Here is a 17351-nt window from a genome sequence, read left to right on the forward strand (position 1 = left end):
TACTTAATGGTCAGTGGTTTAATATTTATTTTATCAACATTTAACACTATTTTAATCATAAATCTTTTTTCATGGCTGTGGCCTTAAAACTCATATCTATTAATACTTCCAGCATTTTCTTATTGGCTTTCCGTAAATCAAGACTAATCCAATGCTGCTTGCTCATATGATAAGCAGGATAAATACCATCCTCTCTGAGTAAATCCTCCCGCATGGATACAGGGGCCTTCATATTAATCACTGTAATAATATGGTCGTCATCTATACCCAAATAACTGGCGGAAATATCCATAAACAGACAAAACCATTTTTTGCTGACCCGATGGCGGAAAACAAAAGCATCCGAGTCATCCCATGGATAGTCTTCCTCTACGCCATATGTGCTTCGTATATATTCTATAGCCTGTTTCTTGGTCATAATATCACTGCTTTTCCTTTTCCACGTGGTACATAGCTGCATACATGGTAGGTAACACCAAAAGTGTCAGCACTGTTGCCACAAACAGGCCACTGGCAATAGCTACTGCCATTGGTCCCCAGAAGGTACTGAACATCAATGGTATCATACCGAGAATTGCAGCTGCCGCTGTAAGCATTATCGGTCTGAAGCGCATTACCGCCGAATCCACTACTGCATCCCAAGGAGTTTCACCATCCTCCAAATGCTTTTGTATCTGGTCAATCAAAATAACCGAGTTACGTATTATCATACCGCTGAGGGCCAGAACACCCAGAATGGCAACAAAGCCCATGGCCTTGTTAAACAGCAGCATTCCAGCCGCTACACCAATAAGTCCCAACGGCGCAGTAAGTACGGTTAGAATCATCAGCTTAGCGTTTTTAAGCTGGAACATAAGCAAAGTCATAATTGCAAATATCATAGCTGGAACAGGCTTCGTAATATTCCCCATGGATTTTTGGCTGTCTTTTAAAGCACCGGCAGCCTCAATCCTATAACCTGGAGGCAGATTATCTGAAATGTCCTTAACAGCTTCCAACGCCTTTTTAGTTGCGTCATTAGCAGTGCCGGAAAGAATATTGCCCTGAACAATTACGCATGGGACTAATCTCTCGCGACCAATAACACCATTTTCAGTTCTAAGGGAAATATCCGCCAGCTGCTCCAATGGCACATAGCCACGACCAGTATAAACAGGCAATTCTTTCACCTTGGATATATCAGTGCGATCTATCTCTGACATCTCCAGAACTATATCCACCGTACGGTCCCCCTTATAGAACTGGGCTACCGTGGCACCGGTGAGCTCAGTATATACCATCTTGGAAACAGCTTGGGCTGTCAACCCCATGGACTTCAACTTATCTTGATCATATTCAAGATGAAGGACCTTGCTTTTTTCGTGCCAATTAAGGTGAATTTCTGTGTTATTTTCATCCTGGGCTACACGATCAGCCACCTGTTCACCAATTTCCCGAACCTTCTCCTTATCACTGCCGTAAACCTTCAGCATAATAGGATAATCTGAAGGCGGACCAGTCTGAATGAACTTTATATCATGACGAGCCTCAGGGAAGTTATTTTCAAGCTCCTCCCTGATTTTCCTGGTCAGTTCTGCTCGATGTTCAGCGTCCTTGGATACCACAATAAACTGGGAATAATTGTCGATTGGAGGCTCTGGAGTGAAAGGAAGCACAAATCGTGGAGCTCCTTCTCCCACATAGTAGCTGTAGTTTTCAATTTCATCAGCGTGTTGATCCAGAAAATCAGCAAAGCGTTTGGACACTTCCTCGGATTTTTTTAGGGAGGCACCATCATTTAGACGCATGGAAATAATTATTTCCGGCCTGGTGGATGGAGGGAAAAATTCATTACGAACCAACTGCATTCCCACAATTGAAATGGCAAATATTCCCACAGTGGCCGTAAGAACCAGCTTTTTGTGAGTCAGGAACCATGTTAAAACATTGCGGAATAATGTATAGAATTTGCTCTGATACTGAACCGTCTCCCCCTCATCATTGCGCTTAACATCTACCTTAATAAGATGATAGCCATATAAAGGTGCTACCATGACAGACACAATCCAGGAAATAAGCAATGCCATAGAAATAACTGGGAACAAGGCACTACAGAATTCTGATGCCAACCCTGCAGAAAATCCGACGGGAATAAAGCCGGCACATGTAATAAGGGTACCTGTAAGCATTGGCTTGGCCGTAGCCTTAAAAGCATAGCAGGCCGCCTCGAAACGGTCCAGCCCGGCTTCCAGCTTTACGCTCATCATCTCTACGGCTATTATGGCATCATCAACCAATAAACCTAAGGCGATAATCAAGGCGCCAAGGGATACCTTTTGAAGGTCAATGCCCAACATGTACATACCGCAAAAAACTGCGGCTAGCACCAAAGGAATACAAAGAGCCACTACCATGCCAGTTCTGACGCCCAAACTTAGGAAGCTGACGGCCAGCACTATAATAATGGCCTCCCGTAGCGTGCTGATAAATTCATCAATGGATTCCTCAACCACCTTTGGTTGGTCTGAAACCTGATGAACTTCCAGTCCCACTGGAAGCATTTCATTTACAGATTTCATAAGGCTGCCTAAATCTTCACCCAAGGTAATAATATTCTGCCCTGGCTCCATGGATACGGCAACACCTACTGCTGGCTCACCATTATAAAACATCTTTGGGTCAGATGGCTCTGCATAACGTATTTCCACCTTGGCAATATCACCCAGACGAAGCACCTTACCCCCCGCATTAATAGGGGCATTTTTTATATCATCAATATTTTCAAAGGTTCCGGAATATCTTAAATAAACATTGTCCGTACTGGTCTCTATCATGCCGGAGGGGGTCATCTGATTTTGCCCCTTTAATGCATCAGACAGAGCTGTTGGACTTATGCCCAGCTCAGCCAGCTTGGCACTTTCTATTTCCACATAGACCTTTTCAGTCTGAACGCCAACCAATTCAACCTTCTGAACGCTTTTTACATTTGCCAGAATCATGCGGCGAATTTCTTCCGCCTGCTGTCGCATTTCCTCATATGAAAACCCATCGCCGGTTACAGCATACAGGGAACCATATACATCATCAAAGCGGTCATTGAAATAAGGGCCATAAACACCCTCGGGCAAATCCTTTTCCACATCGTGACAGAAATTTCTTACATCACGCCATGAATCACGAACATCACCATTATAATCATCCTTTAAAAGCACATGAATAACAGTGGTACCATCCCGGGTGGTGCTCTTAACATAATCTATACCCGGCAAATCATTTATTTTTGATTCCAGCTTATCAGTGACCTGCTGCTCCATCTGCTCTGCAGTGGCCCCAGGCCAGGCGGCAGTAACTACCATATCCCTGATAGTAAAATTAGGGTCCTCCATGCGTCCTAATTTTATATAGGAAAAGATGCCCCCTACCACAAGTACAATAATGAAGTACCATACCAGTGCCCGGTTTTTCAGGGATACTTCTGTTAGATTAATCATATTATTGGTCCTCCATCAGTCTTACCTTCTGGCCCTGGCGCAGCTTGTGTACACCTGCTGTGACCACAATATCTCCAACATTAAGGCCCATTACCCGCACGGAATTATTACCAATTTCTTCAAATTTTATGTCCTTGAGACTTACAGTGTCCGTATTCTTATCAACCACCCAAACCTGGGAGGTGTCGTTAATCTGATAAATAGCAGACAGTGGCAATACCAGTCCATCCCTATTATCTCTGTCTCTCTCCTGACACTTTACACTGGCAGTCATGCCCAGCTGCATTCCCTTTGGCGGATTTTGAATGGAAATTCTGACCTTATAGGTACGGGAAACAGAATCAGCCATTGGGGAAATTTCCCTAACTGTTCCATTTACATTAACGCCTTTTAATGCCCAAAAGGAAACCTGGACGGTCCTGCCCAGCTCCACATCACCAAGGTGGTTCTCCGGAATATTTATTTCCACCTCAAGCTCATTGGTCTGCACCAAAGTCAATACAGTCTGACCAGCGCCAACCACCTGGCCCGCCTCAGCTGTGACGGATGAAATTACTCCTGAAGCAGAGGCCACCAGTGCTGTATAGCCTAAAGCATTATGGCCGGTTGTAGCACCAGCTACTGCCTGATTGTACTGAGCAAGAGCAGAATCATAAGCAGTCTGATACTGGTCAAGAACCATGGCTGGAATTGCTTCCTGGGCGTAAAGCTGCTGATAACGGCTCAAATTTGACTGGGCCAAATCAAGCTGTGCTTTGGCAGCTGCCACCTGGGCATCCCCCTGGTTAGACTGCTGCACCACATCACGAGGATCAATGGACATAAGAACATCCCCGGAATTTACATGGTCACCCACCTGAACATTACGATTGAGAATTCGTCCCCCAACCTGAAAGGACATATTTGTTTCATAACGGCCTCTTACAGTACCAGTATAGGTACCCTCCACATTTATATCATGCTCCCCCACCTGCTGGGTCTTAACCAGCTGAGGCTTCTGTTCTTCATTATCCTTACCACAGCCGGACAACAATGAGGCCATCAATAATATAGATAGTAAAATAGCTATGAGCTTTTTCACTTTATGTCACTCCCCTTTTTTCCAAACACCGTCTCGAAATTTGCCATGCCCAAGCGTGTAGCCATAATACCTATTCCTTTAATCATAAACTCGCTTTCGTCTTTAGAAAAGCCACCAGCCACATAGTCCATGATTTTCTTTACTATGTCCTTGATTACAGGCTCCAATTTCTTTCCGTCCTCAGTTAGAAACAGCCTTTTCAAGCGACGGTCCACCTCATCACGTTTGCGGTAAAGCATACCCTTTTTCTCGAGGATTTTAATCACCCGGGTTATAGCCGCCTTATCCACATGAAGTAATGAAGTCATATCATCCTGACTACAGCCCTCCTTATCGTATAACATTAACATCAAGGAAAATTCCGAATAGGTCAGCCCTAAATCCATAGTGGCTTCCACCACCAAAGACTGAACCCGTCTTCTTATTATTCCAAAATTGATAGATGCGTTATAATAGTCCATGTATTTGCCTCCGAAATTATATTAATCAAGATGAAAGCATACGGGCTTTCATCAGCCCTTACACGAAATCTAAAGTTCATCTTCATCCTTTAGATTCGATTCACTAAGATTTCATAGTAAAAAGAAGTTGATTATTTCAACATTTACATTCTTAATTCTAACAAACTCATAATTCATATTCAATAAGAATGGGATTAAATCCTACTATTCTCCCGTATAATTAAAAAATAACTACCTAAGTTGAGTGACCATATATTTTTAGACACGAAAAAAGCTGTAAAAACGATAGGCGTTCGTTTTTACAGCCTTTTTCTTCCATTCATTTATATAATGAAAGTGGGTAAATAAAAGAGAGGGGTTTATATGCGACACAGGGGAATGTCGCTTATAAGGGGTATATCAAAGTTCAAGCAGGAGAAAAAGGATTATATCTGGGGATCAGATGTTGTCCTTGGCTTTCCCTTTGACATGTCTTATTATATGATTATCTTATGAGTATGTCAAGGAACTTTTTGGATTTTTTTTGATTTTTTTTAAAAATTCTTGGAACATCTTCCAAAATGTACATATATAAAGCACTCAAACTATCCCATAACATCCCCACCATTACCTTTGAACCCCAGCATAATACTCCTTATAAATCCTTTACCTATAGGTAATTACACAATTAATGGTTATATTTTGTACACCTATCTATCTAAGCTGCTGGTGATCCAATATAGCAATTTTACCCAATAAAAAAAGTGGCACTTTTTTGAGTATCTTTTCCAAAAGTACCACTTTATCAACAAGCAAAATACTATTTTTACACAATCCTACGCCATTTTTCCCCTAGTTATCCACACTTATGAACAGTTATTCACATAAAAAATGTGGATAACTGTGAATAATGCTTGGCTTCTGAAATCTTAATACCGGAATAATTCCCTAATAACCCGGCACAATGATATTTGATCAGCTGCCCCCATAGTCTCTCTGGCAGAGTGCATAGCCAAAATAGGTACTCCTATATCCACAGTACGTACAGGAACCAGAGCAGATGCTATGGATCCCAAAGTGGCACCTCCGGGCATATCAGAACGATTAACATAGTGCTGACAAGGTATATCGTTCCCCTGACGGCACAGGCCCTTTACCATGGCTACAGCCTCTGCATCACAGGCGTAGCTTTGAGAGGAGGCCTGCTTAATAACAAAGCCCTCGTTCAACAAAGGACGATTGGTAGGATCAGTCTTATCAGGATAATTTGGATGGAGACCATGGGCAACGTCCACAGACAGCATAAAGCCACCATTGATCCCCTGCCACATCTGCTCCCGGCTATAACCCATACAGGTATATATACGCTCCAAAAGCTGCATAAGGTTGGCCGAGGCTGCTCCCTGCTTGGTACGACTGCCGATTTCCTCATTATCAAAGAGGGCTATTATATTTAGTCCTGCCCCCAGTGTTTCAGTTATACCCTTTAGACAAGCTACCACAGAGGTAATATTGTCAAGGCGTGGTGAGGAAACCAGTTCTCCTGCCACTCCCAACTGACAGCCGGCTTCGTAAGGATAAATGTTTAGCTCGTATGAAAGAATATCCTCCTTGGACACAGCCAACTCACTTACCAGCAGATCCTCCAAAAAGGCCTTGGCTGTATCCTTCCCATTTTCTTTACCAAATACTGCCGCCAATGGCAGCATATCCTTTTGTTTATTAAGAGCCACACCCTCATTGATTTTCTTGTTCATGTGGATGGCCAGTGACGGAATGGTGATCAATGGACGGGCAAAATCTATAAGCTCAGTCACGGGATTCATGGCATCCTTTCCCGCCAATACCACCTTCCCCGCAATAGACAGCGGCCTATCCAGCCAGGAATATAATATAGCCCCACCATATCCCTCAGTATTCAACAGACCGTAGCCATCCTTAATAACACCGGCCTCCGGCTTAATGCGAAAGCCGGGAAAATCCGTATGGGCTGCTGCCAGCTTCAGACTGTTCTTGGCTGTAAGATCACCATTTCCCAAGGTAAAGGCAAAAATAGACGAGCCATAAACCTTGGTGAAATACCTTCCATATCTTTGAAGCTCCCAGCCCTCAGTCCAGTCCAGCTCCTGAAAGCCTGCATTCAAAAGCTGCTCTGAGGCAGCACTGGCTGTATGCCAGGGAGAGGGAGATTTCTTAATAAATTCCAACAAATCTATTATATCGCCGTACATATTCCTACCTCCAATATAGTCTCCTATTCAAATTTCAGATTAAGCCCCTTGTTCATTACTGTGTACAGGAATAATATACCACTGACAGGTTATTATAGCCAGCACAAAGCCTATAAGCATCATTACTGCCATGGGAACACCGCTGTCAGTGCCAAAAATACCCACAATCGGCATCATTACTGCTCCTAATATCATGGAGGAGCATCCCAGCATAGCAGAGGCACTGCCCGCATTTCTGCCCTGGGATGAAAGGGCCAGGGAAAAGCTGGCGGCACCCACAACAGATAAAGGTGCTACAGCAAACAAAAGCAATGCTACAATCACTGCAAAGGGAGCATTTAAGAAAAAAGCCCCTATCAGAAGTGCCGACATTACTGCCTGAATACATAGAGAATATTTCAGCATAATCTCATCCCGTACCCTGCCAGCTAACTTGCTGGGTATACCCCCCGTAAACAAAAGGGAAGCACCAATGCCTCCAAAAATATAGCTATACACCTGAGGAGAAACCTCATATATGCCCTGTAATACAAAGGATGAACAGCCTATATATGTAAAAAAAGCAGCAAATTCAAACATTTGTACAAAGCAATGGCCCATAAAATACTTATTTCTCATAAGTATAGGAAAGGTCAAGAGAGTTCTGGTGATATTTTTCAGTCTACGCTCCACAGGCAGACTTTCCTTGAAGATTACCGTTGCCCCGGCCATAACAAGGCCGATAATTGCCAATACCATAAAAACATGGCGCCAGCTGCCAAAGGCCAGTATCTGACCGCCCAAAACCGGAGCCAAAATAGGAGCCAGACCATTTACCATCATTAATATGGAAAAGAATTTTGTCAGCTCAGCACCCTTACACATATCACGGGCAATTGCTCTGGATATTACAATTCCACAGGCACCGGCAAAGCCCTGGATAAAGCGGGCCGCCAGAAAAACCCATATATTGGTTGCCACAGCACAAACTACAGACACTGCCATAAATACCAGCATTCCCAATAAAAGTGGCAGCTTGCGCCCCTTCATATCGCTAATAGGTCCTGCAAATATCTGACCAATGGACATACCCAGCATGGTCATAGTCAAGGTCATCTGTGCAATTGAAGTGCTGATGGCATAATCCTCCTGCATCACCGGCAGGGCTGGCAAATACATATCTGTAGCCAATGGTGCCATGGCAGACATTATTCCCAAAAATATAACCAGCCAAAAAGAGCTCTTTGATTTACTCATTAAACTACCTCCTGAATTTAAAGAAAAAGAAGCCAATCCCTGATCAGCTTCCCCTAAAATATACATATAAAACCATTGTCTGTGGCTTAATTATATACCAAATAGTACTCCTTTGTAAGCAATTTTTTCTTCCGCGGGTATGCTGCTCCATTATCTTCTTTGGATTTTTACATGAATATGGGCAAATATTCTAATAATTGTGATAATGATATACTTTTGGTATTTTTTATTATTCTATCTTGTATTAACTGGTACATTACGATATAATTAACACAAACATACTCATAATATTATCATCTTTTTATGATTACTTTATGTGTGAGTATTTGATGAGTTTATTTTTCGTTAGAATACAGGTGAATGAATGAAAATCAATCGTCTCCGTAAAATTCAGGAACTGCTTGAAGAGAAAAAAAGCATTTCCATTAATGATCTGTGTACCACCTTTGATGTATCCAAAAATACCATACGCCGTGATATTGCCGAGCTGGAAAAGCGGGGCACCATCAGCAAGGTATATGGTGGCATTGTGCTTCAGGAGCAGGAGGCTCCACAGGCCAAAGCTCCAACCATGGTACCAGAAGATAACAGTGACAAGATTCACAAGCAAAAAATTGCCCGTATGGCAGCCAGTCTGGTACAGGATGACGATGTTATCTACATAGATTCCGGTACCACTACCATGCACATGATGCCTTATCTGGAGGATAAGCACAACATTACCATCGTTACTGCCAGCATTCACGTTATAAACATTGCGGCGGCATCTGCAAAATTCAACATTATTGCCACCGGTGGCACCATCTACGCCCCTACCAAGGCCTTTGTGGGACCAAGCGTGCTGAACTGTCTGAAGCAGTACAACATTTCCAAGATTTTCATTTCCAGTACAGGGATTTCCATAGAAAACGGACTTACCACTGCTTCTCCACTGGAATGTGATATCAAGCGTTATCTGGTGGACAAAACCGGTAAGAAAATTCTCATGGTGGACAGCACAAAAATTGATTCCGCATCCCTTATTTCCTTCTGCAATCTGGACGAAATTGACTGCATTGTAGTGGATAAGGAGTTGCCAGCCCGTTATAAGGAATTCTTCGCAGAACATAATATAGAAGTTATCGTATGTGATGACTAAAGGATAACAAAAATGCGACCTGCAGATATTGAATCTGTAGGTCGCATTTTTATTGTCATATTATAATAATATGGCGAAAACCATCTTTGGACCGCTCGCGCTTAGTATTTTGCCTAGCGGTACTAAGTTCACCCTGCGCTTTCAGCTTGGATTCACTAAGTACCAAGGCAAAAAATGTCCTTCAGATGGTCCCCGCCATATAAATATTACTTGTTATATGTGCGATACATCTTGATTGGCTCAGGATTGTCATTTATACTCCATACACCACATGGGCATACACCAGCACAAATACCGCACCCAATACATTTATTTGGATCTGATACATAGGTCCAGGAGCCATCCTCATTTTCTATGCGGCTGATGGCCTTTTCCGGACATGATTCCAGACACATCTTACAGTCACGGCAAGTACCGCAGCTTACGCAACGGGTATGATCATCTGCCGGGTCCCCCAGCTGACAATGATGGCACTTTTCAAAATAAGCCTTGGAAAGACGCTCTGCCGGAATCTTTTCCTTTTCAGGAAATGGAACATATTCCTTTCCCATTACATACAGATCAGCATAGTAAGCGGCCTTGATACCATCACCAATGGCATCGGTTAAACGACCAGGCTTAATAACATCACCGGCAGCAAAGACCCCCGGCAAAATTGATTTATCCTTATTGGTAATCAGCCAGCTGTCCCGGAACTTCTTAATAGAATCATCCTCTGGCAGGAAATCCAAAATTGGTGCCTCACCTATGGATACAATTACCTCATCTGCTGGGATAAAGCGTCCGTCATTGGCATAAACTCCATCCTTGGTAATCTTCTCCGTGAAGAACGGCCATACCAGCTTGCCGCCCCGGCCTTCCACATACTGAATTTCATCAGCAAAGGCCGCCGGCTTCTGCACATCTACAGCCACCACGGATTCAGCCCCCATATCAAAGGCCGCACGGCAGGTGTCCATACCGGAGTTACCGCAACCGATTACCACAACACGCTTGCCAACCTTTGGATTTTCACTACGATTTACCTTCTTAAGGAAATCCAAACCCATAGTAAGCAGCTCCTTGCCCTCCCAGTTAAAGTAACGGGATTCATGTCCGCCATTGGCAATTATTACTGCATCATAGGTATCCTGAAAATGCTTAAAGCTATCCTTGTCCACCTTGCAATTTGGAACGAATTTTACACCTATTTCTTCTATGCGTTTTAATTCTGCCTCCAAAAGATCATGGGAAAGCCTGCCTCTAGGAATAACCTGCTCCAGCTTACCACCCATTTTCTCTGCATCATCAAAGACGAATACCTCATGTCCCTTACGGGCCAGCTGCCAGGCTGCGGAAAGACCGGCTACACCACCGCCTATGATGCCCACCTTCTTGCCAGTGGACACAGCTGGCTTCTTCACCTTGGTAAAAGCAGAAAGATAACCCAATGGACCAATCTGAATTGCCTCATCAATGGTGCCACGGGTACAGCCATCCATACAAGGGTTAGGACAAACACTGCCACATACAGAGCCTGGGAATGGAGTGTACTGAAGCTCCAGCTCAATGGCCTCCTGCAATCTGCTCTGACGAATCAAATTATAGCGAAGCTGGGTAGGAATGCCAGTAGGACAGCTGAACTCACAAGGAGCCGCATACTTGGCATTATCCCAGCTTGGAACTCGTAAACGATAAAGGCCATTGGAAATGGTGTTATGAACCGCAAAATCATCCATGGCAACGTCAGAGAAAATACCTCCCTTTACCCATTCCTGGGTGCGGAACTCCTTTATAGTCATTTTCTTTGATGGAGTGGCACTCTTTTCCTCAAAGGTAAGAGGACGGAGCTTTTTCCACTGACTCCACTGGGAAAGCTCACCCTTTAACTCCTGACGCTCTATTTTGCCAAGGAATTCATCCATGCCGGAGTTGAGGAAATCAATATCCTCCTGCTCCAGCTCCAGACATTTAATGTCCTTTGGATAGGTGGATACAGGACCACGGACGTAAACCACGCCACCTACCATGCCTACGCAGGCCCGCTCCCCGAGAACAGACTCAAATTGTTCTGAATCGTAGCCACAGACGATGGCCCGGCCCCCTCCCATAAACTCAAAGGAGAAGGAACCTGTATTTTTCAAAATCCAAAGCTCCGGCTCTTCGTAAAGTGGGTCATGCTTCATCAGAGAACCACTGCGGGTACCAGCACGACCACCGATGAAAATCTTACCACCAGCGGAGCAATGGCCCGCAGTATCACCAGCGTCACCCTTTACGGTGATAACGCCACCAGCATTAAGCCAGCCCACATCAGCGGAGGTGGAGCCTTCCACCACGATCTCCGTATTTGGCAGGCACATGGAGCCCACACGCTGACCCGCATTTGTAACGTGGAAGGTGAGTTTTTTTCCTTCACTGTTCCATAACGGACCACCTATATCATGCTGACCAGAAGCCGCAATTTCAAACTCAGTTTCTCCAGACCGTACAGCTGCTTCAATTTGAAGGAGCAGGTCTTGGGTGGACATACGCTCATGTCCCTTCATTGTATCAATTTTAAACATATCTTACCGCTCCTTCCTTAGCATACATACTGAATTCCCAGCTTGTCCGCAATGGCCTTGTCAGTAGAAACGAGGGCATCACTGCGGCCCACAGGCAATGAGCTGTTGCCAATAGGAGCCATCAGCTTTCTCAGCTCGGCATCAAAGGCCAAAACATAATCCACAATTTTCTGGGCACCCTTATCCACATCAAGACGCTTAACCAGACGAGGATCCTGAGTACAGATACCCATTGGACACTTGCCAGTATTACAGGAATTACAGCGACCGTGTTCATTGCCCACACAGCCTAAAAGCTGAATGAGTACCTTACCCACAAATACGCCGTTGGCACCAAGGCAGATCATCTTAAAGGCATCGGCTGCCGCATTGCCCGTAAGACCAATACCACCGCCGCCATAAAGAGGGATCTGACCCTGAAGGCCCTGCTTAACGGCCGCATTGTAGCAGTCACGAATCTTGGAAACCACAGGATGACCAGTATGATCAAGGGAAACCTCATTGGCAGCACCAGTACCGCCCTGAATACCATCCAGGAAGAAGCCACCGCAAATCTTATAGGGATCACGGAGCAAATTGTTATATACGGATACGGAAGTGGCAGAAGCCGCACACTTAATGGCAACAGGTACTCTGAAGCCAAAAGCGGCATTAAGTGATAAGTGCATCTTCTGCACAGATTCTTCTATTGAATATAGGCCCTGATGATTTGGTGGTGAGGAAAGGGTTGCCTTTGGAACACCACGAATGGCCTGTACATGCTCTGCAACCTTGGCTGCCGGCAAAAGACCGCCATCACCTGGCTTTGCACCCTGTCCAATTTTAATAAGTACACCGGCAGGATCCGTTACCATGTGGGGAATTGCCTTTATAATACGGTTCCAGCCAAAATGACCGGAGGCAATCTGCAAGATAAAATATTTTAGATAATCTGATTCCATTAATTTAACCGGCATACCGCCCTCACCAGAGCTCATACGAACTGGCAGACCGCACTTCTCGTTGAGATAGGCACAGGCCAGGGCCACAGCCTCCCAGGCACGGGTGGACAGAGCACCGATGGACATATCAGAAAAGATAAGAGGATAAATCCAGTTTACAGGTGGAGCCTTATGGTCCATAACCATCTTGCCATTTTCCAGTCTGAAGGGCAGCTCCTTTGGTGAAAGAACCCGTCCCAATGGGGAACGGATATCAAAGGTATGGCGGGCAGAATCCAGGGAAGGGTCTGTCATCTGAGAAATACGGCCAACCACAATGCTGTCCAATGTACGCTGAGCATTAAGATTTGTACGGCCACCACGCTTAATTGGACCGCTGTCCTTGGAAAGGAGCACCTGGCGAGTGTCCACATTGCGTACAGGACGAATGGCGTTGTTAGGGCACACCTTTTCGCACATGCCACAACCACGACAATAGTCAGTAAGACTTGCCTTCTGGGTAATAATAGGACGGGCAATATGACGATGCTCCGGATTTGGCTGGCTATCCGTGGATACCACGATGGACTGGGCCTGGGTCTTTACCTCAATAGCCTTGAAGGAACAGGTGGCCACGCAGCTGCCGCACATGGTACAGCGGTCAGCATGATATTCGATTTTCCAAGAAAGGTCATTTACAGACACATCCTGTGTTTTTACTGCTTCCATCTCTGTACCTCCAGTTCATTATCGATAACAATTACTTCACGCTCATTAGGATAGATATCCTTTTCCCTGTCACGGTCCGGCATTATTTCATTAAGACCGCAGACCTCAGAGGAAATGGCTATCATATTTTCATCCTGGCCAAGAACGACCGGACGGAGCTTCTTGGAATCACAGCAGGTAATCATTCGATTATCTGGCAGGGTGGCAATAATTGTATTTGGGCCATTGATTTCAAGATGGGCCAAAGACTGACGAATTGCCTTAAGCACCTCTTTATCCTCACGCTCCTCGATTTCCTCAAATGGCAGTGGAGTAATAACGTGCTTGAAATAATTAATAGGCCACTTCAGCTCGTGAAGGACATAATGAAGGGTATACAGGAAGCACTGGGAATCGGATTCAAAACCGATGTAGCCACGATGGAGGGACTTCTGAAACTCCTTATTTTTTGTATAGAAGGTATTCTCGCCATTGGCACAGAGGGTATAGCCCTGCAAAAAGAAAGGGTGGGCCGCATAGCGAACAATATCATAATTAGTATTCTGACGGCACTGAACCACGATATTTTTCGCCATGAGTCCGCCATGATCATCCCAAAGATGGAAATAGGTGGCAATATCGCGGGGATCTCCTATTTCCTTTAAAGTAAGCACATCCGGCCAGAAGGAATAAACAAAGCCTTCCCCTGCCTCCTCCAGCATCTTGCGAAGGGCCAGACGGGTATCAAGCAAAAGGTTCTGCTTCTCTTCCTCGGACAGCTCATTGTAATGCTCCGGAAAATCGTAATTTCTGAAAACATAATATGGCATAGCCTGTATATCAAGTCCTGGACGCTTATCTGGAATAGGAATCCACTCAGCCAGCTGCACAAAGTTATGGGCATCCATGTATTCCTCTACCATCTGGTTGCCCTTCTGGGTACAGGCCATGGAAAGGAGTGGTTTGTCTTTATAGTTGGCAAAAGTACCATATAAATCCTGCATTACCATGGCGAAGCCTGAATTATCATGCCCCTCCTGCTGAGGAAGCATCAAATGTAAGGCTTTAGATGGATGAACAGGCACCTTACTTTTTATTGAACCAATTCTACACATCGTAACACTCCTCCAATACACCTTAATCAGATTTTTAGTTAAAAATGACAACTAAGTTAATTTTTAAAATACTCAGCAAAGACATTTGTTTTTCTGCAATACATCCCGTTTGAGTAACAAATATAATTATATGTATCATTATTCTAACTGTCAATATAATTATTCATATATTATTACAATAATATCCTTATTTTTATTGTATTTATATGTTTTTCGAATAACTCTATAGTGTATATTTATACATATTTTATTCTCTGTTATACAGGAATATAAAAAAAATATTGTATACAATACCAGTGAACCCTTGTCCTGTCTAGTTCGACCTAATTATTACAATATATCATATTATGTATGTTTTGTATTGTTTTTCGGTATACAAGCTAAATATTCTGTCATTTTACACCATATACATCTATTGGTATACTATAGCCCATGTGTAGGACAAAAGCCTTCTTATTTTATAACGCCATTGTTCAAACTAAAACAGACGCAAAAGCAAACGTAAATTTTTGCGTCTGTTTTTGCGTCTGAAAGTAACTGTTAAATATTTTATTGCGCCTTCCCCAGGGCTTTGGCCATGAATTTCTCCTTCATTACTGCAAAGCGTTCATGGGTGCCGGAGCCGATTTCTTCCCTGTCATCAAAGGCCTTCACCTCAAAGGTTATCTTTCTGCCATCCACAGCAGTTACCCGGGCCTCGGCCCTTACATTCAGGCCAGTAGGAGTTGCGGCCTTATGTTTAATATTCAGTGATATGCCCACAGTGGTCCAGCCCTCTGTTAATAATGGCTCCAGTGCCTCTGTGGCGGCCTTTTCCATAAGACATGTCATGGCCGGGGTGGCATAAACCTCCAGACTGCCACTCCCCATTGTTTTGGCTGTGTTTTTATCTGTAACCCTTTCAGTTACGATATTCGTCAGCCCCACCTTTATTTCTTCCTTCATGAACTCCATTACAAAACACCTCTCTCGCTTGTAATACTTAAAATAAAAGAAAAGCTGTGACGAAATGAAATCATTTCATCACAGCTTTATTACTAATTAATCTGCAAATACTGGCTCTGCAGCTTTGAAGGTCATCTCGCTGTGGCCCTTGAATACGCCACCATCCTCAATCTTCAGGCTGCCAACCTTAACATCACCAATAAGGGAGCCAGTAGAATAGATGGACAAGCCATTTTCAATAGTTGCATTGCCCTCAACCTGACCGGAAACCATCAGCTCTGGAGCTACAATATCGCCCTTAACACGGCCGTTTTCACCAATAAGAACGTTGCCAGAAACTGTTATAGAACCTTCAACGGTACCATCAACACGAAGATTGCTGCTACCATTAATCTCTCCTTTAATAATGGTGTTCGCACCAATAATGGTCTCTATATCATTTCTGTTAGTACCTTCCAACTGCTTCTTCATGCTACCAAACATTGATCTTCTCCTTATAAAACGATCTTACCTAATATATCCTGACGGATTAACAACCTGACCATTAACCCTAACCTCATAATGAACATGAGGGCCAGTGCTAAAGCCAGTGCTTCCCATATATGCAATAACCTGACCACGCTTAACATGATCACCAGCGCTAACTACAACCTGCTGGGCATGTCCATATCTGGTCATGAAGCCGTTGCCATGATCAATATCTACCATGTTGCCATAACCGCCGGAATTCCAGCCAGCCACAGTAACGATACCATCAGCAGTAGCCACGATAGGAGTGCCATAATCATCAGCAATATCAATGCCTGGGTGAAAATCACTGCCACCCCATCTCATACCAAATGGAGAGCTTACATCACCAGTGGATGGCCAAATAGAAGGAGTAGATGCATTTACACTCTCCTGCTGCTGAATCTGACGATGCTGTTCATTTAAGATATCTCTTAATCTGGTAAGGCTCGCCCTGCGCTGAGCAACCCGCTTTTCCACATTATCAAGAGCATTGCTTACATCCTTCAGATCCAACTGCTTATATGGACCACCCTGACCATTATGGGTGCCATCACCAGCATTGCTGTTGGCATCACCAGTATCATCACCTGGAACACCGGAAAGCTGACGAAGCTCTTTTTCTATCTGACCGAGCTGTTCTACTTCATCCTGAAGGTTTGTTGCCTTCTTTGACAATTCCAGGAGCTGTTCCTGTTGAAGGCTGTTTGCTTCCTTAAGTTTCTCAATCTGTGAGGCTTCATTTCTCAGGGAATAACTACTGTACACGGAGTAGCTGAAGGCACCAGCCAACAATATAACCACTGCTGCAACAGAGAACAGTGCGTACTTAATCCATTGCATTGGCAAATGCACACTTCGTACATCAGATCCCTGATGAGGGATAATCTTGATAGTATACTCGCGATTATCCACAGTATTTCCTTTCTTGTCCAAATAAAATCCTCCAAACAATTCATCACAATAAAATAGACTCTATAGCTGAAACATTATATCATAGAGTCCATTAATTTT

13 protein-coding genes are annotated in these 17351 nt (G+C 44.0%); 1 reads left to right on the top strand and 12 read right to left on the bottom strand.

Annotated features, from left to right (window positions below; genetic code table 11):
- Positions 1 to 55: 55 nt before the first annotated feature.
- The 6 genes from T355_RS0104455 to T355_RS0104490 form a co-directional block, all read right to left on the bottom strand.
- Positions 56 to 418, bottom strand: a complete 363-nt coding sequence (locus T355_RS0104455) for an MmcQ/YjbR family DNA-binding protein (RefSeq protein ID WP_027396701.1) — start codon at positions 416 to 418, stop codon at positions 56 to 58.
- 4 nt (positions 419 to 422) lie between these two features.
- Positions 423 to 3470 carry an efflux RND transporter permease subunit gene (locus T355_RS0104460; RefSeq protein ID WP_027396702.1) on the bottom strand — a complete coding sequence of 1016 codons (3048 nt, stop codon included), beginning with the start codon at positions 3468 to 3470 and terminating at the stop codon, positions 423 to 425.
- Between the two features lies 1 nt (position 3471).
- On the bottom strand, positions 3472 to 4551 hold the full coding sequence (locus T355_RS0104465; protein ID WP_027396703.1) for an efflux RND transporter periplasmic adaptor subunit: 1080 nt from the start codon (positions 4549 to 4551) through the stop codon (positions 3472 to 3474).
- A complete protein-coding gene (locus tag T355_RS0104470) occupies positions 4548 to 5012 on the bottom strand; it encodes a MarR family transcriptional regulator (RefSeq protein WP_027396704.1) in 465 nt (154 codons plus the stop codon). Before T355_RS0104470 ends, T355_RS0104465 begins: the two co-directional genes overlap by 4 nt.
- A gap of 908 nt (positions 5013 to 5920) precedes the next feature.
- A complete protein-coding gene (locus T355_RS0104485; protein WP_027396705.1) occupies positions 5921 to 7222 on the bottom strand; it encodes a M18 family aminopeptidase in 1302 nt (433 codons plus the stop codon).
- A gap of 39 nt (positions 7223 to 7261) precedes the next feature.
- Complete coding sequence (locus T355_RS0104490; RefSeq protein ID WP_027396706.1) at positions 7262 to 8458, bottom strand: multidrug effflux MFS transporter; 1197 nt, start codon at positions 8456 to 8458, stop codon at positions 7262 to 7264.
- Positions 8459 to 8822: 364 nt separating this feature from the next.
- Between T355_RS0104490 and T355_RS0104495 the strand changes: the two genes are divergently transcribed.
- Entirely contained in the window at positions 8823 to 9596 is a 774-nt protein-coding gene (locus T355_RS0104495) for a DeoR/GlpR family DNA-binding transcription regulator (RefSeq protein WP_027396707.1), read from the top strand.
- A gap of 206 nt (positions 9597 to 9802) precedes the next feature.
- Here T355_RS0104495 and T355_RS0104500 read toward each other — a convergent pair whose 3' ends face one another.
- The 6 genes from T355_RS0104500 to T355_RS0104525 form a co-directional block, all read right to left on the bottom strand.
- Entirely contained in the window at positions 9803 to 12142 is a 2340-nt protein-coding gene (locus T355_RS0104500) for an FAD-dependent oxidoreductase (RefSeq protein ID WP_027396708.1), read from the bottom strand.
- A gap of 17 nt (positions 12143 to 12159) precedes the next feature.
- Positions 12160 to 13791: a glutamate synthase-related protein gene (locus tag T355_RS0104505; RefSeq protein ID WP_027396709.1), complete on the bottom strand. Its 1632-nt coding sequence runs from the start codon at positions 13789 to 13791 to the stop codon at positions 12160 to 12162.
- On the bottom strand, positions 13779 to 14885 hold the full coding sequence (locus T355_RS0104510; protein ID WP_027396710.1) for a glutamate synthase: 1107 nt from the start codon (positions 14883 to 14885) through the stop codon (positions 13779 to 13781). The genes T355_RS0104505 and T355_RS0104510 overlap by 13 nt, the downstream gene beginning before the upstream one ends.
- 549 nt (positions 14886 to 15434) lie before the next feature.
- Positions 15435 to 15839, bottom strand: coding sequence for a thioesterase family protein (locus T355_RS0104515; protein ID WP_027396711.1), 405 nt, complete (start codon positions 15837 to 15839; stop codon positions 15435 to 15437).
- Positions 15840 to 15926: 87 nt separating this feature from the next.
- Positions 15927 to 16313: a bactofilin family protein gene (locus T355_RS0104520; protein ID WP_027396712.1), complete on the bottom strand. Its 387-nt coding sequence runs from the start codon at positions 16311 to 16313 to the stop codon at positions 15927 to 15929.
- Between the two features lie 24 nt (positions 16314 to 16337).
- Positions 16338 to 17273 carry a M23 family metallopeptidase gene (locus T355_RS0104525; protein WP_027396713.1) on the bottom strand — a complete coding sequence of 312 codons (936 nt, stop codon included), beginning with the start codon at positions 17271 to 17273 and terminating at the stop codon, positions 16338 to 16340.
- Between the last annotated feature and the right edge of the window lie 78 nt (positions 17274 to 17351).

It is taken from the genome of Anaerovibrio lipolyticus LB2005, from assembly GCF_000621545.1.
GTDB classification, from domain to species: Bacteria; Bacillota; Negativicutes; order Selenomonadales; family Selenomonadaceae; genus Anaerovibrio; species Anaerovibrio lipolyticus_A.